Here is a 21,015-nt window from a genome sequence, read left to right as displayed (position 1 = left end):
ATAATATCCGAATCAAAAAACAAACCTAAAAAAAACCTCCATACACAAAAAAAATTTCGACCAAAATTAAATTTTCATTATTTATGTTTTAAACCAGAGATGGTTAACCACAAAAAACTCAAGTAGATTTTCGATTATCATATCCTGTGTGCTCATATTAAATCCTAACAATCGACGTTCAGAATACTTCACTTCACCTCCCTTTTTACTGACACGATCACGCAGCCCATAATGATGCACCCGCGCAATCCGCTGAACTTTCCTCTCAAAGTGCACGCTGGCAGAATCCGCAGTGGCTGCGGTTTTCAGGTATTTAGTGGTGCGCAATTTGGCGAACATCTGGCGCTTGATACGCCCCTTTTTGCTTCTGGCCGTCACCCGGCGCGCCTCAAAGGCGGTGCCGTCTGGATTACGCTGCAGCCTGATGTTCTGCTGCTGCATCCGGCGCAACTGTTGCGCCAGTTGCCGCATCATACGGTTGCGTGCTGCAGGCTCCAGATTTGCCAGCAATGCCGTCAGCCAGTCATCCATCCTCTGCAGCTCATCCACGTTTCACCGTCCACATTTCTTCGGGTCCGTCCGGCTCTGGCACCGCTTCAACGCTCGACACATTACCGTCAGTGCTGACCAGTACACGCTCCGTCAATTGCAGGTTCAGGCTGATATCGCACACATCGTTGCGCAGAATATCCACTTCAAAGGTGAATAGTTTTTCGCGCAGATCCGGGTTATTGATAGCATCCGGCTGGTTGTCACTTAGCCACAGCAGCACAGGAGCCATCAGCAAATTCTGGTCACCGCTGAAATCCTCGATCACCACGTTCATGGTGTAGCGGTATTCCCATGACATGGAGCTGGCACCGGTTGCAACCAGTGAGCCGTTATCAACGAAAAGGTGCAGCTTGTCCGGGTTATCGCGGACATAGGCAACCGCTTTATTCAGGGCGCTGCGTAAGGACTGTGGTTTGTTCACTGTCTAGCTCCTGACACGCAATAATCGTGTCCACTTTGTCAGCACAGATCGCCCAGGCGGCCTCGGTTTCATCGAGCACCGCATTCAGATCGCCGTTACTGCGCGGCGCTGACCTTTCCAGGCGGCACTGCGTCACTCTGGGACAGCCACTTACGGTAAGCTGCACCTCCTGTGAGGGCCGGACGCTCCCGCAGCCGGATAATGTCAGCAGGCAAAAGAGTGTCAGCCCAGCGGCGTAAATCCTCGTTTTCACGTTTCAGTTCCTCGATCCGGCGCTGGCGGCTGCGCAGCAGTGCGGTGGTCTGTTCCGCTGCCGCATAAAGCCGCGTCTGCGCCCGGCTGTTGGTTTCGGTCAGTATGGACAGGCCGATGAGCTGACTATTTTTCTTCGTCAGTTCCTGCGTTTTGCTTTTCAGCGCCGCGCCTTGCGTCTCAATGGTGTGAGTGGCATTGTTAAGTCGCCACGACTGCCAGGCCAGCGCCGCAAGAACCAGCGCCAGCCCTACCACCAGTGCGCGCGTCACGCTCCAGTTCCTTTCAGACACCAGGCCAGTTCCCTCGCGCGGCGGTTCTCCAGACCTTTATTTTTCACACCGTTAACGTAAATCCAGCGCGGTAGCTGGTTGCATGCCTGCCACCACTGCTGGCGATTGATATATGACACCATGGTTGACCTGCAGATCGCGCCGGTCCCCACATTGAAACCAATACTCACCAGCGAATCGTAGACATGCTGCGGTGGCTTCACCGTCAGGCAGGCATCCAGCCTTTTTTCAGTCAGCAACACATTGTTTATTAACCCCTGCGCCGCCTGCCGTTCCGTGATGGTTTTCCCCGGCACCACACCGGACGTATTGCCGATACCGTCAGTCCATACGCCCGCACTGCACTGATAAGGCTGCAAGCGGCATCCCTCGTAATCGGCGATCAGTTTCAGACCCTCAACGGAGGTATGAAGCGACTGGAAACCGGGCAGCGTGGCGGCGATAGCCAGCACCGCCCCGACAAGGCAGCGCTTAACGATTGAAGGATTCATATTCCCCCCGCGAAATTTTGCCGCCACGTAACAATTTGAAAGACTGGTGTTTGTAGTACCAGTTGATAGCCAGCATCAGCACACCTATCAGTACGCCGCCAACCGTTGACGCATCCTTGAGCGACAGATCGCCCAGCCATGCCAGCAGCACGGCGATGCAGTAAGTGATAAAGGCGCTGATTCGTTCAAGCGTCATCATTCAGTCCCATAGCTGGACGGTCTGCGCTGTGGTTGACGCCGTAATGTCCGGCAGCTCCACCTGCAGCCCGTGCGGTAAAAATGGGCCGTACTCAGCCAGCCCCGGATTTGCCTGCAGAACCTGCTCAGTGACACCCTGCGTGCGCCCGTAATGACGCCAGCAAAGCGCGTCCACCGTGTCATACTGATGCGCACGCACTTTCATCAGATAAGCTCCACCGTACAGTGCGGCGCATCCTGCACCCGGCTGATGGCCCAGCGGGCATCTCGCCACAGATCGCCGCTGGCCTCCGCCAGCTCCGCCCCTCGCTTCACACCGGATGCCGTGGCGTCATAGTCCTGATAACGCTCATTGAGCACGGCGCGCGCCCAGCAAAAAACAGCGTTGTGGTAGTGCCGGATACGCTCGCTTTTGCCGTCCAGCATTTCTGCCGGAACCTCAGCAAGTGTCCGCCAGCCCAGCATCTGCTGACGGTTGCGGAAGTCGTACAGCTCAGCGTTAACCTCAGAAATTGCCGTCAGCACGACCTGCTTTAAACGCGGCTGCGTCACCGTGCCGTCAGTGCGCATCACACTGCGAAATTCCGACAGGTCCACATCAGGCCAGAACGGCGTATTTTTGATGACCTCCGCCTGTTCCGGTGCCTGTTCGGGCGCAACAAACTTCATGCGGCATTCTCCTGAATAAGTGGGCGGTGGACGGGGTTTTGATGTGGCAGTGCCTTTCGCCACCCCGTGCCGCCCGTGCGCGGGGCACGTTCGTTAGCGGCTGTCATTGCGCAGTCTGCGCTCCAGCTGCTGCTTTTCTTTTTTCACACCGCAGCGGGGATCGAGCTGCAGCGCATGGGTAAGGTGATTCAGGGCAGATGCCGGGTTGCTTTCGCTCAGTACAGCGCCGATGGCTTTATGCAGGCGCGCCCGCGACTGGTCCGGCATATCCAGATCGGCTGTCAGGTCCAGCGTCTGCAAAAGCAGATCGGCATCAAAAACGGAAGCAGCCAGCAGAGCGCTTTGCGCCGCGTCTGCCATTTCTTCTGCCAGCACGGTCTGCACGTTACGATTGCCCAGCGGCATCACCCAGCCATGGCGCAGCGCATGACGCCCGATTTCCAGCGCACCGGCATAATCACCGGCATCGATACGCCACAGCATCACGTACATCAGCACGTCATCCTGCTGCGCACCTCCGGCAGCCAGCACGCCCCCCGCCCAGGCGGAATATTTCGGCAGCAGCTCCACCTTGATTTCCGCCTTTTTCACCGTGGACTGGACCCCCTTGAGGCGGCGGCGGTCTTCTGCCAGTTGCAGCAGCATCAGGTCATACCCCGACGCATGGCGAACACTGCCGCCCTCACGGGCGGCCTGTTCGGCCTGAATGCGCAGGCGGTGCTGCCGTGCGGGACTCAGGCTCATGCGTTATTCCCCACCTTCCGGTGCGGCAGGCGCGCTGAAATCACCGATTTCGATGTTTTCAACCAGCGCCGCGCAGCGGTAGTCCTCGACCACATACGCCTCGTTGACGGATTCAAAGTTTTCAATCCGGTCACGTTTCGGGTTGTCGATAACAGAACGGCGGCGGGTGTCTTCCTGCCAGTAGATGGACAGGTTATCCAGACGGGTGATCAGCAGGGCATTTGCCGGGAAGAAAGGCGCGCGCACAGCCTGCAGGCCGCCCATGCGTTTCTGGCTGATGATCAGATCGGCGGCGATTTTCTCGCTGTTGTCCTGCTCTTTGTTGACCAGCGGGAAATACTTGTCAGACAGCAGTTCACGTCCGCAGACGACAACCAGCTCGTCATCATCCTGATACTCCACATCGATCAGCTCGTTGACGGTATCCATCACCACCGCGTCAAGATTTAGATACTTACCCCCCGGACCTACTTTTACCGGTTCTGCAGTAGTGGTGCCGTCTTCTGCGGTTTTACTGCCCATGACATGATCCGGCGCGTCTTCGCGGATTTTCTGCAGCCAGCCTTTATTGACGTCCTGCAGCAGCGGGTTTTCAGCACGATTAGAGGTTTTGGCACGCTTCACGCCATTAAAGCCGATCATGATGCGGTCCAGCGCCTGACGCTTGACGATGGCGTTGCGGATACGCACCTGGAAGTCCTGGAATTTCGCCCACAGGTCCAGTTTTGCGTAGGTCAGCACCGTATCAAAGTTGGTCTGCTCGCATTTGTATTCCACATCTTCCATCAGCGTCGGATCGGTTGGCTCGCGCTCTTTGGTGGTGGTATCAGTGGTTCCGGCAATGGTGCTGCCAACGCCAAGCCCCAGCAGCTGCCCGGACTGCTCAGTGACCGGCGTGATGTTAATCAGCGTCAGAAAAGCGGCGGACTGCTGGATCTGGTCTTCCAGCGTCTGCTGCACGGACGGCTCCACGGTGAACTTGCTGGAGAGTTCTTCAATCTCCACACCGTTCAGGCGCGCCAGTTGCTGCAGGTAAGCGTTAAAGGCAAAGCGGGTTTTCTTTTTCATCGGGTTATATGCTCCATCAGCAATTGGTCAGGGTGCCTGCCGGTGCGTCACCGCCCGGCGCGCGCTGGCGGTAATCCTTGCGGCTGTCTTCGCTGCTAAGCTTTTGCTCAAGCTCGGCAAAGGCGGTCTGCTGCTCCTGCAGGGAGGACTCCAGTTCAGAAAGGCGCTGGTTCTGATCGGACAGGGATTTGTCAGTGCGCTCGCTCAGGTTCTGCTGCTCAGTAGCGACCAGCTCCACGGCTTTATGCACATCAGAGAAGCGCGCATCGTCGGTCTGTTCTTTTTTGGTGAACAGCGCGGTGACGCGGGCAAAGAGGGACGGCTTTTCGTCCTGGGCTTCTTCCAGTTCGATCAGCGTTTCAACTGCTTCCGAAAACAGGTTTTCAGGGTTCTGCTTACGGTTCGCCAGCGGGTTGTGTGCTGCGCTGGCGCTGAATGCCAGCATTTCAGTACCCAGACTCGCCGGATCGTCCGTCGCCCCCAGCCCCACAAGGTAGGCTTTGCCGGTGTCGGCAAACTTCGTGCTGACCTCCATGGAGGTGAAAAGCTTCTGGCCCTTTTTCACCAGTTCCACCAGGGCGTCCGTGGGTTCGACATCAGCATAAAGCGCCATCTTGCCCGCAAGCGGCCCATCCTGGATTTCTTCTGCTACCAGCCCCGTCACCCTGCCATAGCGGTTAAAAGTGCTGTCCGGCAGATAAGACTTGATGTGCTCAAGGTTAATCAGCGCGGTATAGACCATCGGGTTGTAGCTGGCAGCCATCTGTACCAGCCATTCACGCTGGATCTCGCGCCCGTCAGTAGTGGCACCTTCCACCCCGATACGGAAACGCTTTGCTTTCACTGTCATGAGCCGTGCTCCGTTAGAAATAACTTACTGGAGCCTTATGTTTGCGGTGATGGGGGGAGTGAGACAACGCGCTGTATTTGTACGGTAAACCACACAAACCGCAGCCGGGGAAAGCCGCCATCCAAGGCCGTATGTTTGGGCCATGAACACGACACTGACCCCCGCAGACCTCGATCCCCGTCGGCAGGCCATGCTGCTGTACTTTCAGGGATACCGCGTAGCCCGCATTGCTGAAATGCTGGGCGAGAAAGTTGCAACCGTTCACAGTTGGAAGAAGCGCGACAAATGGGGCGACTATGGGCCGCTGGATCAGATGCAGCTCACCACCGCCGCACGTTACTGCCAGCTCATCATGAAGGAGCAGAAAGAAGGGAAAGACTTCAAGGAAATTGACCTGCTGGCGCGCCAGTCAGAGCGCCATGCCCGGATCGAAAAATTTAACGATGGCGGGAACGAAGCTGATTTAAACCCGAAAGTTGCCAACCGTAACAAAGGGCCACGTCGCCAGCCCGAAAAGAATGTTTTCACTGATGAACAGACCGAAAAGCTGGAAGAAATCTTCCGCAACGGCATGTTTGAATATCAGCGCCACTGGTGGCAGGCAGGCGTAAAACACCGCATTCGCAACCTGCTTAAGTCACGCCAGATTGGGGCAACATACTTTTTTGCCCGCGAAGCGCTGATTGATGCCATCACCACCGGGCGCAACCAGATTTTCCTCTCTGCCAGTAAGGCGCAGGCGCACGTCTTTAAGCAATACATCATCGACTTTGCCAAAGAGGTGGATGTGGAGCTGAAAGGCGACCCGATGACGCTCTGCAACGGCGCGTGCCTGTACTTCCTCGGCACCAACGCCCGCACGGCGCAGAGCTACCACGGCAACCTGTATCTGGATGAATATTTCTGGATACCGAAATTCCAGGAACTGCGCAAGGTTGCCTCCGGTATGGCCATTCACAAGAAATGGCGACAAACCTACTTCTCCACACCGTCCAGCCTGACCCACAGCGCCTATCCGTTCTGGTCCGGCGCGCTGTTCAACCGGGGACGCGCCAAAGCGGACAAGGTGGACATTGACCTGACCCACGCCAACCTTGCGCGCGGCGTGCTCTGCCCGGACGGACAGTATCGCCAGATCGTCACCGTGGAGGATGCAGTGCGCGGCGGTTGTAACCTGTTCGACCTGGATCAGCTGCGCACGGAGTACAGCCCGGACGAATACCAGAACCTGCTGATGTGCGAATTTATTGACGATCTGGCGTCAGTATTCCCGCTCAGCGAGTTGCAGGCGTGCATGGTGGACAGTTGGGAAGTCTGGAGAGATTTTCAGGCGCTGGCGTTGCGCCCGTTTGGCTGGCGAGAAATCTGGATCGGATACGACCCGGCGAAAGGTACGCAGAACGGTGACAGCGCAGGCTGCGTGGTTATAGCACCGCCAACTGTACCGGGCGGGAAGTTCCGCATTCTTGAGAGGCACCAGTGGCGCGGGATGGACTTCCGCGCGCAGGCGGACGCTATCAAAAAACTGACGCAGCAATACAACGTGACCTATATCGGCATCGACTCGACCGGGGTCGGTCACGGTGTCTATGAGAACGTGAAAGCGTTCTTTCCTGCCGTGCGTGAATTTGTCTACAACCCCAACGTCAAAAACGCCCTGGTGCTCAAGGCGTACGACATTATCAGCCACCGCCGTCTGGAGTTTGACGCCGGGCATACCGACATTGCGCAGTCCTTTATGGCTATCCGCCGCGCCACAACCGCCAGCGGAAACCGCCCTACTTACGAAGCCAGCCGCAGCGAAGAAGCCAGCCACGCAGATTTGGCCTGGGCAACGATGCACGCGCTGTTCAACGAACCGCTGCAGGGCGAATCCGCCAATACCAGTAATATCGTGGAGATTTTTTAATGAATGAACAAAACGAGGCCGCCAACCTGAGCACAATTGAACCTGAGAAACTGCCAAATAAAGCGGCGACAGCAGAAGCATTCAGTTTTGGTGATCCGATCCCCGTTCTGGACCGGCGTGAACTTCTTGATTATGTGGAATGCGTACAGATGGACCGCTGGTATGAGCCGCCGGTCAGTTTTGACGGACTTGCCCGCACCTACCGCGCCGCCGTGCATCACAGCTCACCGATTGCCGTTAAGCGCAACATCCTGACCAGCACGTTTATCCCGCACCCGCTGCTGAGTCAGCAGGCATTCAGCCGCTTTGTACAGGACTATCTGGTGTTTGGTAATGCCTATCTGGAAAAACGGACGAACCGCCTCGGCGGTATTCTGTCGCTGGAGCCATCGCTGGCGAAGTACACCCGGCGCGGAGTGGATCTGGATACCTACTGGTTTGTGCAGTACGGCATGACCACCCAGCCGTATGAGTTCACCAGAGGCAGCATTTTTCACCTGATGGAGCCGGATTTAAACCAGGAGATTTACGGCCTGCCGGAGTACCTGTCCGCCATCCCTTCAGCCCTGCTGAATGAATCCGCCACGCTGTTCCGCCGTAAGTACTACATCAACGGCAGCCACGCAGGCTTCATCATGTATATGACTGACGCCGCGCAGAACCAGGAGGACGTGAACAACATCCGCCAGGCCATGAAAAGCGCCAAAGGGCCAGGTAATTTCCGCAACCTGTTTATGTACTCGCCCAACGGCAAAAAGGACGGCATCCAGATCATCCCATTGTCAGAGGTTGCGGCAAAGGATGAGTTTCTGAATATCAAAAACGTGAGTCGCGATGACATGATGGCAGCGCACCGCGTTCCACCGCAAATGATGGGGATCATGCCGAGCAATGTTGGGGGGTTTGGGGATGTGGAGAAGGCGGCAAATGTATTCGTTCGAAATGAACTTTTGCCATTGCAAAAAAGGCTGGAAGAATTGAACGATTGGGTAGGTATAAATGTTTTAAATTTTAAAAATTACAATTTAAACTAGTAGACCATGCCTGTAATTAAAATCAATTACAGGCATGTTTACAGTTTAACTGATTAAAAGGGAGCATCATCATTTGACAACAAGGGAGGTTTCTCAGCAGCACCATCAACTTTCATATCATCATCATTAGCACCAGGCTCCAACTCAACAACATCGACAGGTTGAATCAATGTTTCCAATGGCTTGTACGAATCGCCCATCATCATCTTATAATGTGCGGCATGTTGGCTACACTCAAATATTTTCTGAAATACAATTAGATTCTTCCCTACAGAAATATCATCTAAATTCATGAACACATCATCACCAGAAAAATGTGAGCCATCATTAATCCATGACACCAATGATTTAAAAATCAATTTATCACAACCTTCAAAGTGACACTCTAATTCTCTAACATCAATGCCACCTAAAATTTTAAAGTAGTTCTCTAAAATTCTGCGCATAGTGTTTTGAATTGTACCATTATTTTTTTCACTACGGCGTAATTCACTCCATAAGAGATCATATGATGTTTTTATTGGATTGGTCGTGCATTTTTCAACATATGAATCCTTCTCTTTTTTTCTAACAATCCAAAAGGTTTCTTCATTCATTGCGTTATTGCCTGATCTTTTCGGATTAAATGTTAACTCCTTATGGAAATAAATGTTATGCGTAAGTATAATCATTTGTTTTATACTACCTTTGTTTGCACGAACATCATCCATTAAATTTTTAATCAGTGAACTAACGATAAACAATATATCGCTATCTAAACTTGATATTGGATCATCAAAAACAACCACCCGATCTGCCAGAACACCAGAAGACTGATTACTACCTCTAACGAGATTATAATAGTAAAGGAAAGTGATGAATGTCTTCTCTCCTTCGCTTAATGTCAATCGCGCGTTATCTCCGCTGTCTCTTACTATTACATAATGTGCTCTATCTTCCGATGGTTTTAAATGGAAATTTATGAACCCATAGCTCTTCAAAATCTTGTTAATTTCATGAACAGTAGGAAGAATACTCGTTTGGCCAGATTCAATCCCTTCAATTTCCTTCTTCAACTCGATCAGTTTTTCGCTTTCCTTTGCCACTCCTGCATATAAACCATCTCTTTTCTTTTCAAGTTTGTTTCGTGATTTTAGATAACTTTCTATATCCGTTTTTAATTCAGTTCTTGTTATGTATGCCCAGATTTGTTCTTTTAAATTTTTTTGCTCAGTTTTGATATTTCTAAAGAGTGTATTATTAGCCTCAATCTTTGAATTTATTGCTTGTATAAATATTGAAAAATCCTCTATTATAGAGTCAATGTTTTCAAATACAACAACCTCACTCAGTAACTTTTCTTTACCTCTTGCCTTATCAAAATTTCTAAGCAATAGAGAAATAAGGATATTAGATTTATCTTCAAATATGTCGTCATCGATAAACGGTAACTTTGCCCCCCTAATGTTATCAAGTTCCCATCTTAAGCGTTGTATATTAGCATGGTACTCAGAAAGCAATCCATTTATTAGTTGTTGCTTTTTATTATAAGTTTCATCAAAGTATGATGAGAGATTATGGAAAATATCACTACTTATATCCTGCTGACAAAATGGACACTTAGGCTCTGATTCGTGAAAATACTCTAAACCTTTTTTTACCCAGTCACTATTATTTAATAGGCTAATCAAATCTGCAACGTTGACATCTTTTTTCCCCAGTATTTTCTCCTGCCATACCTCATGACTTAAAATAGATTCGAATCCATCAAAACTAGGAATGGATAACGGGGTGTATGAAATTAGCTCATCCGAGAATACTGTACGGCATTTCTCAGTAAGTTCACTTAGTGGTATTGGAGCTGCGGTGTTCTGCTTGAATTCAGCAAGGACTCTGATTTTAAATTTTTCAGTACTGTTTCTTAAACCTTCAAAAGCCTTAAAGAAAACATCATCATGCTTTTGCTTTTGTTTCCAACAAATGTCTTTAAAAGTTTCTTCTTGCTCAGTCAGATCATTAATAACGCCCACATCATCAGCGCTGCCATTTAATAATTTTTGTTTAGCTGTTATTCCTTCTTGAAGCTTATTTTTCTGCTCGTTTAATGATGTTAGTTTCTCTTGAGCACCTTTAATATCGCTTCCCAGGGTAAAAACCCCTTTTATTTTATCTTGACTAAAATTATTGTCTACAAAATCCTTATTATAAACATAACTAATTAATTTATTGCCGTTTTTCCACTGAATTAAGCAGTCGGGATACTTATCAGGTTCATTAATTATTTTACTAATAGTAGTTTTACCTGCACCATTAGCTCCATAAAGATAATTAAATGTAGATAAACCATACATCTTTTGTTCTGGCCCAGTATATGAACCTGCATTTCTGATCGTTAACTCTTCTATCATCACACAAATCCTTTTCAGTGGTTCGGATTTTTCCGAATATAAAATACATACTTAAGTCCAGAACAATCAAATTTTCAAGGTGGTCATGCATACAGGTGAAGCGATCATCCATAGTGCCAGCGCGCGCTCGTATCCCCGCCACGCCTGCCCGCTTTATGTAGTGGTTTTCATGCACCTGCATGACATAAGCAAAAGCCCGCCAGTTCTGGCAGGCCTCAATAAAAAAGAGCTTCAGACGATCATGCATTTTCATGCGGCATAGACATGCACAACGGCACTAACGCCTCGCATGGCTCGTTGTTCAACCTTGCCAGCGTCAGAATCAAGTCCTAACGCCAGCAACGTTCCTAAACCTAACTGGGGAGATCCATTGAACGGTTGTACTCATGAGCACGGATTTTCGCCATCAGCTCATCGGTAAGCTCCGAAACCCACTGGATAGCAAGCCGCTTCTCTTCATCATCGCATTCACTAGCCGCTACAAGCTTCACAAAAAAATCAATGCGCTGGAGCTTCAACGACTCCAAAAAATAGTCCTGCATTTTCCCCTCCACTTAAAACAACTGTATATAAACACAGTATATAATTAGCCATTAAATGTAAATTGTTTTTTCTATGTTTCAAACAGATGGCTCAAGTGAGATGCTTTACAGGAGACAACGGAATGAGGAATTAATCGATGCGTAAAGCATGTATTGAACTTATGGCAGGAACTAACGCAGCCTGCCTGGTTGCAGGTGAACTAGGCACTGGTCGCTGTCTTTACTTGGTTGTAGTAATGGAAGACATATTTGGTAAGCCTACAACAGAACAATGGCTAAAATCCTTAAGGCTCTGCGAGGCCAAGGCGGCTGAACTGAAGTATGAAGTTGCCCGCATTCGCGGTAAGAGTCTGGCTGGCTTGTAACTCTTCGATTTAAGGCGCCTTAGAACCAATGGCGCCATTTATCATCTTCCTGCAAACGCTGACCCCGGTAAAAAAGCCGCAACCCAGCCCCAGATGGAATGCTGCCACCACGCAAAAGCAAATCCACTTCTGCGTTACTTGCATCAAACCCTCTGGCAATAAGTTCTGCCTCAAGCTGCAGGCGCTGCTGTTCCGAAATCTCCTGCTTGTATGCTTTTTTCCGCTTCGGTTTCACCAGTCTTAACCTGGCTGTAAGCTCCCGCCGTTCCTTCTGGCTCATGTTGTGGAGATAATCCCCCAGTTCCCTCTCATCCATGGTTTTAATATCAGGTAAATCCCCTCCTGATTTGTTCAGATTTTCAACAGGGGGACAGTTATTGCCACGAGTCCAAGGGGCGCAAGCGCCCTGGTCGGCTGCCGCCTCCTGAACGTCAACGGCCTTACGAACCTTTTTCCACTTCACCGCGTGCGTGCAAATCTTGCCTTCTGCAATCGGGGACCAAATGCCATAGATACGGATACCGTGATCGCCGTAGGCGCTCGGCTCGTCGTTATGCTCATATGCCGTGCGGACAAGGTGATGTTTGCGGGGAACCAGCACACCGCCCTGCTTCATGATGTAGGTGGCAAAGCAGCCCGCATCAGCCGCCGCCAGTACCGCATCCAGACGCGGGTTATCCAGTACCGGCGCGCCCGCTTTGCGTCCACCCTGCACTCTCGCCGCCTGACCAGCCAGCAGGCGCAGTTCGCGGTATGCCTGACGCCCCGGAATACCAAAGAAACGGAACTGCTGGACACGATGCAGTGACGCCCAGGCGCTGACATGCTCGGCGCTGTCACGCAGTGATCTGCCGGTTTCTTTGCTGATTTCTTTAGCCAGCCCGCGCCCGTCGATATTCTTGCTGATGTACTTGGCGATGTAGCTTGTCGGCGTACCCTTGCGCGGGTTGATTAGCTCGGACTTAAAGCGCGGCCCGGTATTGGCGCCCAGTTCCTCGCGGTCTTCACGGATGGCAAACTTACGCAGCAGCGCGGTGATGGAACGGCGGTCTTTTTTGCGCATGAAGCACAGAAGATGCCAGTGTACAGTGCCGTCATGGTGCGGCTCTGCAACGCGGACGCCATACCAGCGCAGCCCGGCCTTGTGCATTGCCTTGCGGAAAGCAGCGAACGTATCAACCAGATAGTCACTGCTCTGCCGGACCGTGGCACTGGTCCACTTCGGATTAGGTCTGCCGTTGTTGAGGGTTGCGTGGAAGCGTGACGGGCAGGTGATGGTATAGAACACTGCGCAGTCTCCGCGCATTTCCGCTATCAGCTCCAGCCCCTTAACACAGGCCATCATTTCATTACGGCGGTGTGCCGGGTTGCTGTTGCTGGCGTTCACCACGTCTTCCATGTCCAGCGTGTCGCCATCTTCGTTGACCAGCTCATGCGAGCGGAAGAACTCCAGCGATTTGCGGCGCTGCTCGCGTTTGTGGATCACGGCTTCATAGCTGACATACGGGGACGCTTTCTTGTTGACCAGGCAGACGGCGCGCAGCTGTTCCTCCCGCCACTCGCAGCGCATCTGCCACAATTTGCGGTACCACCAGTCCGCACACAGCATGCGCGCCAGCGACGGTGGGATCAGTTCATAAGGCACCGGCTTGCGGCGGCGCTTTTTGCGGCGTAACTGCTCAAAGGCAGGCGGGATGACCTCAAGGCGCATGGCTTCTGCAGCAACCCTTTCCCATGCCTGGCGGATTTCTTCTGGTTTAACATCGTCACTGACAAACAGATCACCGCAGGCCGCATCAAGACACATGCTCATATGTGCCGCAACCAGCGTGGAAAGGCGCTTGACCTGATCCTGATTCATTTCAGGCAGTACCAGCAGCCCCTCCAGCCCGTCCTGGCTCGCCATAAACCGAAACGAGGTGGACATTTGGCTGCCCCGCACGCGCTCCAGCCGCTCAAGACACGGTCTGATTGTTTCGCGCAGGTACCGGGAATAAGCCTTTGCCCTGCCCAGGCTATGGAAGTATTTAATCCGCTCCAGTAGAGGCTTGTTGATATGGGCAGGCATGGCGCTTACATCGGCAATAATCACCAAATCGGGATTAACACGCTGCTGTTCGCGGGCCATTTTGGCATGGCTAATCAGCCGATCCTGCTCCATTTCACACTGGACAGGATCGCGGGATTCATTGAAGAAATAACGTTCCCAGACCTTATCACTCAGCGCCTCACGGCGCAGATGCTCCTGCTCGTTATCCGCAGCGTACAGAGTGATGAGGTTTGAAAGCGCAGACTCCGGCGCAACTTCCGCCGGGTCCAGATACGGGTTAACCGCTTTTTTTCGGGCATTCCATGGAAAGGCCACGGCGGCCTCATTCGAGCCGCCAGTGGTTTGTGCATGATGTAATGTGAATTTACTCACTACCACGCCCGCACCTCAGCTTCCACCGAGATATCAGGACCAGACGCCAAATCAACACCAAACCAGCATGCTGATTTTGTGGCGATGATTTCTACTGCAGTTTTACTATCACCGGCAGTCACGCCCATGCTGCGCTTTGCAGTGATACGATGGCGGGTAAAGTTACGATAAATCGAACGGGTCAGGGACGTGTCGCTGTTGGACACGATAACCGGATGACCTTCTGATGACCGGCGCTCAAGAATAGACGCCAGATGATACTGGTCGTCCTCTGTAAAACCGGCAGTGTGATATCCGTTAAACGTGCCGTCATATGGTGGATCGCAATAGACAACATCACCCGTTTGCAGCAGTGCCAGTGTCTCGTCATAGCTGGCGCAGATAAACGTTGCGCATTTTGCTTTTTCTGCAAATGCGCGTATTTCGTTTTCAGGGAAGTAGGGCTTTTTATAATTACCGTAAGGAACATTAAAATAACCGTCCAAGTTATAGCGACACAGTCCGCGATAACCATGGCGATTTAAATATAAGAAATACAATGCGCGTTCAATTGCACCACCATGGCGCAAGTTAAACTCCTGTCTCGTCTTATAATATGCCTCTGGGTCATTACGGGCTTCAAAAAGATATCTGCCCTCTTTGATGAAGTATTCAACATCATTCTTAATCACCTGATAGAGATTAATCAGGTCTGGATTAATATCCGCGACAAGATAATGAGGATAGTCTGTCTCCATCATCACAGCGCACGAACCCGCGAAAGGCTCAACCAGTCGCGGGCCTGCTGGAAGGTGTTTTTTCAGTTCTGGCATTATGGCGGTTTTATTACCCGCCCATTTCAGGATAGTGCTCATACAGCACCCCCTACGTAATGTTTGCCTTTCAGCTCTGCGATTTCCTGACAGGTGACGCAACACTGCACGCCCGGAATAGCGCGGCGGCGAGCTGGCGGGATCGGTGCATCGCAATCAATGCAAAGCACACGGGAAACGCCCGGCGTTCTGTTGCGGGCGGTGTGGATGTGGCGCTGAAGTTCTTCTTCAACGCGCTGCTGTACAAGGTCCATTGAATCAGCCATCAGTGGATCTCCTGCGCTTCGTTCTGAATGTTTTCAGCCGCAATACGCAGCAGCTCCGCCGCTTCAACGTGATTAAGCTGGCGTGACGTGATATGGCAAGCCAGGCTATCAAGACGGGCTGCCATTGCCGCGGCACGTGCCCGGCGTTCTTCCATGCGTGCATCAGTCAGCATCTGGTTAAGGCCAGCATCATCTGGTCCTGTTTTGGTGATTCGGGTTTCAATATTTCGCATTGTTGTTTCTCCTGAATTTGGGCAATAAGAAGCCCGGCGGGTTTACGCCTTTAATTTCGGTTGTGGGTTAATTCGGCATGGCTAGCCGATTTGGAAATAAACTCACCACTGTACGGAAATGGTTCATTGCTTTAATCAGCTCCCGCTTTTCGTCAGTCGTCAGCTCACTAACATTGACGCTATGACGTTCCGCCGGAATCTTTGCCATAAAGAATATTGCGGCTAAATAGCTGCGCGGAATAGTAGATCACTGAAAGGGAACTCAGCCCGGATTGTGCGATCTGATCAATCGCCAAACCAACCAAAACCACCAACCGGACTGAGCGATGCCGATCATAGCACCAATACCCCGTGGCGAACGACGCCTGATGCAGAAAGCTATTCATAAAACGCGCGATAAAAATCATGCCCGCAGACTCACGGCCATGCTGATGCTTCATCGGGGTGAACGGGTCAGCGATGTTGCCAGAACTCTCTGTTGTGCCCGTTCATCCGTTGGTCGCTGGATTAACTGGTTTACGCACTCAGGTATTGAAGGCCTGAAATCCTTACCCGCAGGGCGCTCCCGACGCTGGCCTTTTGAACATATCTGCACCCTGTTACGTGAGCTGATAAAGCATTCTCCCGGCGATTTTGGTTATCAACGTTCACGCTGGAGCACCGAATTACTGGCAATAAAAATCAATGAGATAACCGGTTGCCAGTTACATGCAGGAACCGTTCGCCGCTGGTTGCCATCTGCGGGGCTTGTATGGCGCAGGGCCGCGCCAACTCTGCGTATCCGTGACCCACATAAAGATGAAAAGATGGCGGTAATCCACAAAGCGCTGGATGAATGCAGCGCAGAGCATCCGGTATTTTATGAAGATGAAGTGGATATCCACCTTAATCCTAAAATCGGTGCGGACTGGCAGTTGCGCGGACAGCAGAAACGGGTAGTGACGCCGGGGCAGAACGAAAAATACTATCTGGCCGGCGCACTGCACAGTGGCACGGGTAAAGTCAGCTACGTGGGCGGCAACAGCAAAAGTTCAGCGCTGTTTATCGCTCTGCTGAAGCACCTGAAAGCCACTTACCGGCGGGCGAAAACAATCACGCTGATCGTTGATAACTACATTATCCATAAAAGCCGCGAAACACAGCGCTGGTTGAAAGCAAATCCCAAGTTCAGGGTAATTTACCAGCCGGTTTACTCGCCGTGGGTGAATCATGTGGAACGGCTATGGCAGGCACTTCATGACACGATAACCCGTAATCATCAGTGCCGCTCAATGTGGCAGTTACTGAAAAAGGTCCGCCATTTTATGGAAACCGCCAGCCCATTCCCCGGAGGAAAACATGGTCAGGCAAAAGTGTAGCGGTATTAGGCACAGCTATTTAGTGCGCGTTTATTCTGCTCATGGTTAATATCCCGTTGGTCCCGCATATCGCTAATAAAGCGCTCCAGTTCTGAATCAATATTTAAGCCAAACACTTTCGCCCTTAATTCCGCGATGTGGTTTAACCCATTAAGGCGGAGGCCAGCGCTTAGCGGAACAGTCGCAGCATCGCCTTCAATAGCCATGGTTTCCCCTGCTTTTTAGTGGACAGCTCAGCCAGCAACGCATCCTGAGAGCGGCACGGATGCCAGCGCTTGCCATCCTTCCCCATAATCCAGCCATGACCGCAGTGCATTGCAGGACTTTGCTTAACAAGCAGTGATGCAAAAGATGGTTCTTTAGTCAGCATAACCACCTCAGATCAGACCGAACGAAGCGCCGAGGCCCGTCACGGTATCTACTGCGCTTGCCATCGCCGGATTCGCCTGCAAACGCGCATGTAATGAAACTGCGGTCAGTGCCATCAGGCGCGTGACAGAGTTGATGCTGTTGATAACATCGCGGCGGCCCGCACTGGTTTTTACATCACCGGATACTGCGCCTGCAGCTACTCGCCCAATTTCCGCAGTTGCACTCATGACGTAATGCGGCAGGTTCTCTTTTGCCACTTCATTCAATGGCACACACGGCAGGCAATGGATTTGAGCCAGAAAACCGTCAACCAGCGTTGAGTCTTCTGTGATATCAGTCAGCAGCCAGATCTCCGGCGGCGTAAGTTGATGCGGTTGATCCGGGTTCAGCTTATTGCGCAGCGTCTGGACATTCATTCCTGCGCGTTCTGCCAGCTTCGCCATGTTGTGACGCAGCGCGAAAGCCCGGCAGGCTTCGTCAAAGTGTGGATGTTTGGAAATCTTATAATCAAACATGCGCCCCTCTCAAAAAGTTCTCATAATTGAACTTACTGACCAACAATGACGCGAAAGTTGGAATGACCGAGGGATTCACGAACCTGGTCGGTTTTGTACATCAGGTAACGCAGGCTTACGCGACCTTTGTTTTTTTCTTTTTTGACCATGTACTTAGCAAGATGACCATGGTGAATTTTCTGGTAAACAGAGCCACGGGAGATACCTTCCCATTCAGCGAACTCTGCAGGCGTAGCCATCTCTTTTGGTACACGAATTGAAATATCAGTGCTCATAGTGCAATATCTCTCGGTTAAGGTTTGGTTTACGTCGTCTTATCTTGTTTTATTTGATTCAATAATTGATACATCGAGATACTACGATCCAATATTTGATACATCAATAGGATTAAAAAATGATACAAGTGAAAGCTGGCGAGAATACCGGGGGAAGAGAGGCTATCCATAGGCTAATGGCCGCCTATGATTTCAAGTCCAGACAGCAACTGTGTGATCACCTGGGCGCATCAAAAAGCACCATGGCAAACAGATACTTAAGAGATAGTTTTCCAGCAGAATGGGTGATTCAGTGTGCTTTGGAGACAGGGGTTTCTTTATTGTGGCTCACTACTGGACAGGGCGATACAGGTTCAAATATTGAACACAAAAAAGATATTAATTTCGTGAACTCAGGCAAAGTTAAACCCCTTTCTGAGCTTGTTTCCCCCGAAATTGACAAGGCAACTCTCAACGGTGGCTTATTAGTCGATGCTGGAAAAGCAATCATTGATAGCAGTCTGCTCCCCTCAGACTCAAGAAACCTATTACTGGTGAATACTTCTGGCGATTCTTATTTAGTGGACCGCAGCCAAACGCCTCCAGTTAACGGTATGTGGTTGGTAGATATCGACGGAATAAAAATCATCGTGAAGTTAACACGGCTACCAGGGAACAGATTGGTGGTCCATCAAGACGAATCATCCTTTGAGTGCAGCCTTGATGATATCGAGGTAGTAGGCCGCGCTTTAAAAATAATTAAGAGCCTTTGATATGACCATCAGAAAGCAGCCAAACGGAAAATGGTTGTGTGAATGCTACCCAAAGGGGCGCGACGGTAAGCGTGTTCGCAAGCAATTTGCGACGAAGGGCGAGGCCATAGCATTCGAAAACTTCACCATGGATGAAGTGAACAAAAAGCCATGGCTTGGTGAGAAGGAAGATCGGCGGCGCTTGTCAGAAGTAATTGAGCAATGGCACTCACTCTATGGGCAGACTCTTGCAGACCCCAAGCGCTTGATGGCGAAACTCAACATTATTTGTAACGGCCTAGGTGATCCCATCGCCTCAGAGCTGACAGCTGGAGACTTTACGAAATACCGCGAAGCACGGCTAAAAGGTGAAGTGCGAAATGAAGATGGTGCGCTTATGTCGCCAGTTAAGCCTCGCACGGTAAACCTTGAACAACGTAACCTATCATCAGTTTTTGGCACACTGAAAAAATTGGGCCACTGGTCAGCTCCCAACCCACTCGCCGGTTTGCCAACATTTAAAATCGCAGAAGGTGAACTGGCGTTCCTGGCACCTGAAGAAATTAAGCGCCTGCTAGATGCTTGCGCTGATTCTCAAAGCCCCAGCCTGCTGATGATAGCAAAAATATGCCTTGCCACTGGCGCGCGCTGGAGTGAAGCCGAAAACCTGCAGGGCCATCAGTTATCAAAATACCGAATCACTTACACCAAAACCAAAGGCAAGAAAAACCGGACCGTACCCATATCTCAGGATCTGTATGACGAACTTCCCAAAAACAGAGGGAAATTATTCACGCCATGCAGAAAAGCTTTTGAACGAGCAGTGAAACGCGCTGGTATCGACCTGCCTGAAGGCCAGTGCACCCACGTACTGCGTCATACATTCGCCAGCCATTTTATGATGAACGGCGGAAACATCTTAGTGCTACGAGATATTTTGGGACATGCCGATATAAAAATGACGATGATTTATGCCCACTTTGCCCCTGATCATTTGGAAGATGCTGTAACCAAAAACCCTCTATATTCTCTTGCATGGAAACAATCATGACTTTCATCTCAGGACTTGGAATCAGTTTTTACGTAGTAATATTTTTATTAGTATTACATGCTATTTACACTCGTAAATGGTACAAATTGAATGAAAACAGTCTCCTCAAACAAAAATTATTTTGGGTGACTATAATCTTCCCTGTTATTTCTTTCTTTTACTTTGGAATTTTCGCATGGTGGGGGAAAACACCGGTACTAAGCGCTCATGGATATGCTCGATTTTATGAAATTAGTAAATTCCCTTTAATGCTGCTGGCGAGCGCTGTTCCACTTGGTGCAATCGTCAACAATGTGCATCGAACTATTCAGACTGAAAAGCAACTCGAAAGAACGGAGAATCAGATTGAACTTGTTAAAGAAAAAAACAAATCTGATTCATTTTATGCGCATCAGAAAAGCTATGCTGATATTTTTAAAACCGTTCCGTCATTTATAGTAAGTCGAGATTTCACTGAAACAGACGTCTCAAAAAAATATGTAGAATTATCGATCTCACATCCATATATTCTGTACATGAATATCTTCACTAAATCTTCTGTTGAAGATGGTTATAATAAAACGATAAGCCAGAATTTTATAGGTCGCGTTCAAAATTACTATAAAGAAATAAGCCTCTCGATAAAAAATTGTTATGAAAAGGAAGTTTCACATGACAATCAAATAATATATCTAAAAAAACTGGAAATAAATATCATCCAACTATGTCGAGAGTTAGGTATAGACTATAGGTATGAAAAACATGAATTCATCATTTTCAATCCAATTATGAATGAAGGGACGAGCATATCTTTTTCTGACGAAAAGCAAATAAAACAGATGGTTACCGGATTGAGAGATCTACTAGTTCACGTATATACACTCATCGGGCTAAATCCAGAGTTCTTCCAAACACCTAAAGGATTATGGGATGTCATACCTGATTACGGCTATGGCAGTGCAAAAATATTCCCTCTTGTGCTTCCACATTCCTACGGTTGACAATGGCGGCAGTTTGGCGGCAGAGCATTGAAAACGCATAAAACCGCCAAACACCAGAAAATACTAACACACTGTTTTAAAACGCAAATAACTGTTTTTACTATTGCAAAAATGGTATGTAGGAATTTCGGACGCGGGTTCAACTCCCGCCAGCCCACCAAAATTCTCCATCGGTGATTACCAGAGTCATCCGATGAAGTCCTAAAAGCCCGCACGGCGCAAGCC

Annotated in this window: 28 protein-coding genes and 1 pseudogene; 7 read left to right on the top strand and 22 right to left on the bottom strand. The window is 50.2% G+C overall.

What is annotated here, in order from left to right; translation table 11 throughout:
- Window positions 1-81: 81 nt before the first annotated feature.
- The 11 genes from GBC03_10520 to GBC03_10470 form a co-directional block, all read right to left on the bottom strand.
- The gene (locus GBC03_10520) at window positions 82-549 is read right to left on the bottom strand and encodes a phage virion morphogenesis protein (GenBank protein ID QFS70613.1); all 468 of its coding nucleotides are present in this window, start codon (window positions 547-549) and stop codon (window positions 82-84) included.
- Complete coding sequence (locus GBC03_10515) at window positions 542-973, bottom strand: phage tail protein (protein QFS70612.1); 432 nt, start codon at window positions 971-973, stop codon at window positions 542-544. The genes GBC03_10520 and GBC03_10515 overlap by 8 nt, the downstream gene beginning before the upstream one ends.
- Window positions 936-1,139 carry a hypothetical protein gene (locus GBC03_10510; GenBank protein QFS70611.1) on the bottom strand — a complete coding sequence of 68 codons (204 nt, stop codon included), beginning with the start codon at window positions 1,137-1,139 and terminating at the stop codon, window positions 936-938. The genes GBC03_10515 and GBC03_10510 overlap by 38 nt, the downstream gene beginning before the upstream one ends.
- Entirely contained in the window at window positions 1,069-1,497 is a 429-nt protein-coding gene (locus GBC03_10505) for a LysB family phage lysis regulatory protein (GenBank protein ID QFS70610.1), read from the bottom strand. Before GBC03_10505 ends, GBC03_10510 begins: the two co-directional genes overlap by 71 nt.
- Window positions 1,494-2,009, bottom strand: coding sequence for a glycoside hydrolase family protein (locus tag GBC03_10500; protein ID QFS70609.1), 516 nt, complete (start codon window positions 2,007-2,009; stop codon window positions 1,494-1,496). The genes GBC03_10505 and GBC03_10500 overlap by 4 nt, the downstream gene beginning before the upstream one ends.
- A complete protein-coding gene (locus GBC03_10495; GenBank protein ID QFS73968.1) occupies window positions 1,990-2,205 on the bottom strand; it encodes a hypothetical protein in 216 nt (71 codons plus the stop codon). Before GBC03_10495 ends, GBC03_10500 begins: the two co-directional genes overlap by 20 nt.
- Before the next feature lie 3 nt (window positions 2,206-2,208).
- A complete protein-coding gene (locus GBC03_10490) occupies window positions 2,209-2,412 on the bottom strand; it encodes a phage tail protein (GenBank protein QFS70608.1) in 204 nt (67 codons plus the stop codon).
- Window positions 2,412-2,876: a head completion/stabilization protein gene (locus GBC03_10485; GenBank protein QFS70607.1), complete on the bottom strand. Its 465-nt coding sequence runs from the start codon at window positions 2,874-2,876 to the stop codon at window positions 2,412-2,414. The genes GBC03_10490 and GBC03_10485 overlap by 1 nt, the downstream gene beginning before the upstream one ends.
- A 93-nt stretch (window positions 2,877-2,969) precedes the next feature.
- Window positions 2,970-3,620, bottom strand: a complete 651-nt coding sequence (locus tag GBC03_10480; protein ID QFS70606.1) for a hypothetical protein — start codon at window positions 3,618-3,620, stop codon at window positions 2,970-2,972.
- 3 nt (window positions 3,621-3,623) lie between these two features.
- Entirely contained in the window at window positions 3,624-4,688 is a 1,065-nt protein-coding gene (locus GBC03_10475; GenBank protein QFS70605.1) for a phage major capsid protein, P2 family, read from the bottom strand.
- 16 nt (window positions 4,689-4,704) lie between these two features.
- Window positions 4,705-5,538 carry a capsid protein gene (locus tag GBC03_10470; protein ID QFS70604.1) on the bottom strand — a complete coding sequence of 278 codons (834 nt, stop codon included), beginning with the start codon at window positions 5,536-5,538 and terminating at the stop codon, window positions 4,705-4,707.
- Between the two features lie 142 nt (window positions 5,539-5,680).
- On the opposite strand from GBC03_10470, the gene GBC03_10465 reads away from it, so the two are divergent.
- Complete coding sequence (locus GBC03_10465) at window positions 5,681-7,447, top strand: oxidoreductase (GenBank protein QFS70603.1); 1,767 nt, start codon at window positions 5,681-5,683, stop codon at window positions 7,445-7,447.
- A gap of 26 nt (window positions 7,448-7,473) precedes the next feature.
- Complete coding sequence (locus tag GBC03_10460) at window positions 7,474-8,481, top strand: phage portal protein (GenBank protein QFS73967.1); 1,008 nt, start codon at window positions 7,474-7,476, stop codon at window positions 8,479-8,481.
- Between the two features lie 53 nt (window positions 8,482-8,534).
- Here the strand turns inward: GBC03_10460 and GBC03_10455 are convergent, their stop codons facing one another.
- From GBC03_10455 to GBC03_10445, 3 genes are all read right to left on the bottom strand, one after another.
- Window positions 8,535-10,868, bottom strand: a complete 2,334-nt coding sequence (locus tag GBC03_10455) for an AAA family ATPase (GenBank protein QFS70602.1) — start codon at window positions 10,866-10,868, stop codon at window positions 8,535-8,537.
- Entirely contained in the window at window positions 10,789-11,121 is a 333-nt protein-coding gene (locus GBC03_10450; protein QFS70601.1) for a hypothetical protein, read from the bottom strand. The genes GBC03_10455 and GBC03_10450 overlap by 80 nt, the downstream gene beginning before the upstream one ends.
- 100 nt (window positions 11,122-11,221) lie before the next feature.
- Entirely contained in the window at window positions 11,222-11,410 is a 189-nt protein-coding gene (locus tag GBC03_10445) for a hypothetical protein (GenBank protein QFS70600.1), read from the bottom strand.
- 137 nt (window positions 11,411-11,547) lie between these two features.
- Here GBC03_10445 and GBC03_10440 point away from each other — a divergent pair, with 137 nt between their 5' ends.
- Window positions 11,548-11,775, top strand: coding sequence for a hypothetical protein (locus GBC03_10440; GenBank protein QFS70599.1), 228 nt, complete (start codon window positions 11,548-11,550; stop codon window positions 11,773-11,775).
- Window positions 11,776-11,794: 19 nt separating this feature from the next.
- Here the strand turns inward: GBC03_10440 and GBC03_10435 are convergent, their stop codons facing one another.
- Genes GBC03_10435 through GBC03_10420 form a run of 4 tightly spaced genes read right to left on the bottom strand, consistent with a single transcriptional unit; the run spans window position 11,795 to window position 15,508 of the window.
- Window positions 11,795-14,203 (bottom strand): replication endonuclease, encoded by a 2,409-nt coding sequence (locus tag GBC03_10435; protein QFS70598.1) that lies wholly within the window; start codon window positions 14,201-14,203, stop codon window positions 11,795-11,797.
- On the bottom strand, window positions 14,197-15,051 hold the full coding sequence (locus GBC03_10430) for a Dam family site-specific DNA-(adenine-N6)-methyltransferase (protein ID QFS70597.1): 855 nt from the start codon (window positions 15,049-15,051) through the stop codon (window positions 14,197-14,199). The genes GBC03_10435 and GBC03_10430 overlap by 7 nt, the downstream gene beginning before the upstream one ends.
- Window positions 15,048-15,275, bottom strand: a complete 228-nt coding sequence (locus GBC03_10425; GenBank protein QFS70596.1) for a TraR/DksA family transcriptional regulator — start codon at window positions 15,273-15,275, stop codon at window positions 15,048-15,050. The genes GBC03_10430 and GBC03_10425 overlap by 4 nt, the downstream gene beginning before the upstream one ends.
- Window positions 15,275-15,508: a DUF2732 family protein gene (locus tag GBC03_10420; GenBank protein ID QFS70595.1), complete on the bottom strand. Its 234-nt coding sequence runs from the start codon at window positions 15,506-15,508 to the stop codon at window positions 15,275-15,277. Before GBC03_10420 ends, GBC03_10425 begins: the two co-directional genes overlap by 1 nt.
- Before the next feature lie 326 nt (window positions 15,509-15,834).
- Between GBC03_10420 and GBC03_10415 the strand changes: the two genes are divergently transcribed.
- Window positions 15,835-16,866 (top strand): IS630-like element ISEc33 family transposase, encoded by a 1,032-nt coding sequence (locus GBC03_10415; protein ID QFS70594.1) that lies wholly within the window; start codon window positions 15,835-15,837, stop codon window positions 16,864-16,866.
- Window positions 16,867-16,886: 20 nt separating this feature from the next.
- On the opposite strand, the pseudogene GBC03_10410 reads toward GBC03_10415, so the two are convergent.
- From GBC03_10410 to GBC03_10395, 4 genes and pseudogenes are all read right to left on the bottom strand, one after another.
- A pseudogene (locus tag GBC03_10410) lies at window positions 16,887-17,072 on the bottom strand (hypothetical protein).
- Entirely contained in the window at window positions 17,036-17,236 is a 201-nt protein-coding gene (locus tag GBC03_10405; GenBank protein ID QFS70593.1) for a DUF2724 domain-containing protein, read from the bottom strand. The pseudogene GBC03_10410 and the gene GBC03_10405 overlap by 37 nt, the downstream one beginning before the upstream one ends.
- A 7-nt stretch (window positions 17,237-17,243) precedes the next feature.
- Window positions 17,244-17,753, bottom strand: a complete 510-nt coding sequence (locus tag GBC03_10400; protein QFS70592.1) for a hypothetical protein — start codon at window positions 17,751-17,753, stop codon at window positions 17,244-17,246.
- A gap of 32 nt (window positions 17,754-17,785) precedes the next feature.
- On the bottom strand, window positions 17,786-18,028 hold the full coding sequence (locus GBC03_10395) for a Rha family transcriptional regulator (protein ID QFS70591.1): 243 nt from the start codon (window positions 18,026-18,028) through the stop codon (window positions 17,786-17,788).
- 119 nt (window positions 18,029-18,147) lie between these two features.
- On the opposite strand from GBC03_10395, the gene GBC03_10390 reads away from it, so the two are divergent.
- The 3 genes from GBC03_10390 to GBC03_10380 are packed head-to-tail and all read left to right on the top strand — an operon-like array spanning window position 18,148 to window position 20,790.
- Entirely contained in the window at window positions 18,148-18,780 is a 633-nt protein-coding gene (locus GBC03_10390; GenBank protein QFS70590.1) for a phage repressor protein, read from the top strand.
- Between the two features lies 1 nt (window position 18,781).
- The gene (locus GBC03_10385; GenBank protein QFS70589.1) at window positions 18,782-19,810 is read left to right on the top strand and encodes a tyrosine-type recombinase/integrase; all 1,029 of its coding nucleotides are present in this window, start codon (window positions 18,782-18,784) and stop codon (window positions 19,808-19,810) included.
- Window positions 19,807-20,790, top strand: a complete 984-nt coding sequence (locus GBC03_10380; GenBank protein ID QFS70588.1) for a hypothetical protein — start codon at window positions 19,807-19,809, stop codon at window positions 20,788-20,790. The genes GBC03_10385 and GBC03_10380 overlap by 4 nt, the downstream gene beginning before the upstream one ends.
- The last annotated feature ends 225 nt before the right edge of the window (window positions 20,791-21,015 follow it).

It is taken from the genome of Citrobacter telavivensis, assembly GCA_009363175.1.
Classification (GTDB): Bacteria; Pseudomonadota; Gammaproteobacteria; order Enterobacterales; family Enterobacteriaceae; genus Citrobacter_A; species Citrobacter_A telavivensis.
This window is presented reverse-complemented; position numbering and strand designations above follow the sequence as displayed.

Excerpts from the sequence above, each read along its gene's own strand:
- GBC03_10500 (QFS70609.1), bottom strand. The coding sequence starts at position 2,009 with ATGAATCCTTCAATCGTTAAGCGCTGCCTTGTCGGGGCGGTGCTGGCT.
- GBC03_10495 (QFS73968.1), bottom strand. The coding sequence starts at position 2,205 with ATGACGCTTGAACGAATCAGCGCCTTTATCACTTACTGCATCGCCGTG.
- GBC03_10490 (QFS70608.1), bottom strand. The coding sequence starts at position 2,412 with ATGAAAGTGCGTGCGCATCAGTATGACACGGTGGACGCGCTTTGCTGG.
- GBC03_10485 (QFS70607.1), bottom strand. The coding sequence starts at position 2,876 with ATGAAGTTTGTTGCGCCCGAACAGGCACCGGAACAGGCGGAGGTCATC.
- GBC03_10480 (QFS70606.1), bottom strand. The coding sequence starts at position 3,620 with ATGAGCCTGAGTCCCGCACGGCAGCACCGCCTGCGCATTCAGGCCGAA.
- GBC03_10475 (QFS70605.1), bottom strand. The coding sequence starts at position 4,688 with ATGAAAAAGAAAACCCGCTTTGCCTTTAACGCTTACCTGCAGCAACTG.
- GBC03_10470 (QFS70604.1), bottom strand. The coding sequence starts at position 5,538 with ATGACAGTGAAAGCAAAGCGTTTCCGTATCGGGGTGGAAGGTGCCACT.
- GBC03_10465 (QFS70603.1), top strand. The coding sequence starts at position 5,681 with ATGAACACGACACTGACCCCCGCAGACCTCGATCCCCGTCGGCAGGCC.
- GBC03_10455 (QFS70602.1), bottom strand. The coding sequence starts at position 10,868 with ATGATAGAAGAGTTAACGATCAGAAATGCAGGTTCATATACTGGGCCA.
- GBC03_10450 (QFS70601.1), bottom strand. The coding sequence starts at position 11,121 with ATGAAAATGCATGATCGTCTGAAGCTCTTTTTTATTGAGGCCTGCCAG.
- GBC03_10445 (QFS70600.1), bottom strand. The coding sequence starts at position 11,410 with ATGCAGGACTATTTTTTGGAGTCGTTGAAGCTCCAGCGCATTGATTTT.
- GBC03_10440 (QFS70599.1), top strand. The coding sequence starts at position 11,548 with ATGCGTAAAGCATGTATTGAACTTATGGCAGGAACTAACGCAGCCTGC.
- GBC03_10430 (QFS70597.1), bottom strand. The coding sequence starts at position 15,051 with ATGAGCACTATCCTGAAATGGGCGGGTAATAAAACCGCCATAATGCCA.
- GBC03_10425 (QFS70596.1), bottom strand. The coding sequence starts at position 15,275 with ATGGCTGATTCAATGGACCTTGTACAGCAGCGCGTTGAAGAAGAACTT.
- GBC03_10420 (QFS70595.1), bottom strand. The coding sequence starts at position 15,508 with ATGCGAAATATTGAAACCCGAATCACCAAAACAGGACCAGATGATGCT.
- GBC03_10415 (QFS70594.1), top strand. The coding sequence starts at position 15,835 with ATGCCGATCATAGCACCAATACCCCGTGGCGAACGACGCCTGATGCAG.
- GBC03_10405 (QFS70593.1), bottom strand. The coding sequence starts at position 17,236 with ATGCTGACTAAAGAACCATCTTTTGCATCACTGCTTGTTAAGCAAAGT.
- GBC03_10400 (QFS70592.1), bottom strand. The coding sequence starts at position 17,753 with ATGTTTGATTATAAGATTTCCAAACATCCACACTTTGACGAAGCCTGC.
- GBC03_10395 (QFS70591.1), bottom strand. The coding sequence starts at position 18,028 with ATGAGCACTGATATTTCAATTCGTGTACCAAAAGAGATGGCTACGCCT.
- GBC03_10390 (QFS70590.1), top strand. The coding sequence starts at position 18,148 with ATGATACAAGTGAAAGCTGGCGAGAATACCGGGGGAAGAGAGGCTATC.
- GBC03_10385 (QFS70589.1), top strand. The coding sequence starts at position 18,782 with ATGACCATCAGAAAGCAGCCAAACGGAAAATGGTTGTGTGAATGCTAC.
- GBC03_10380 (QFS70588.1), top strand. The coding sequence starts at position 19,807 with ATGACTTTCATCTCAGGACTTGGAATCAGTTTTTACGTAGTAATATTT.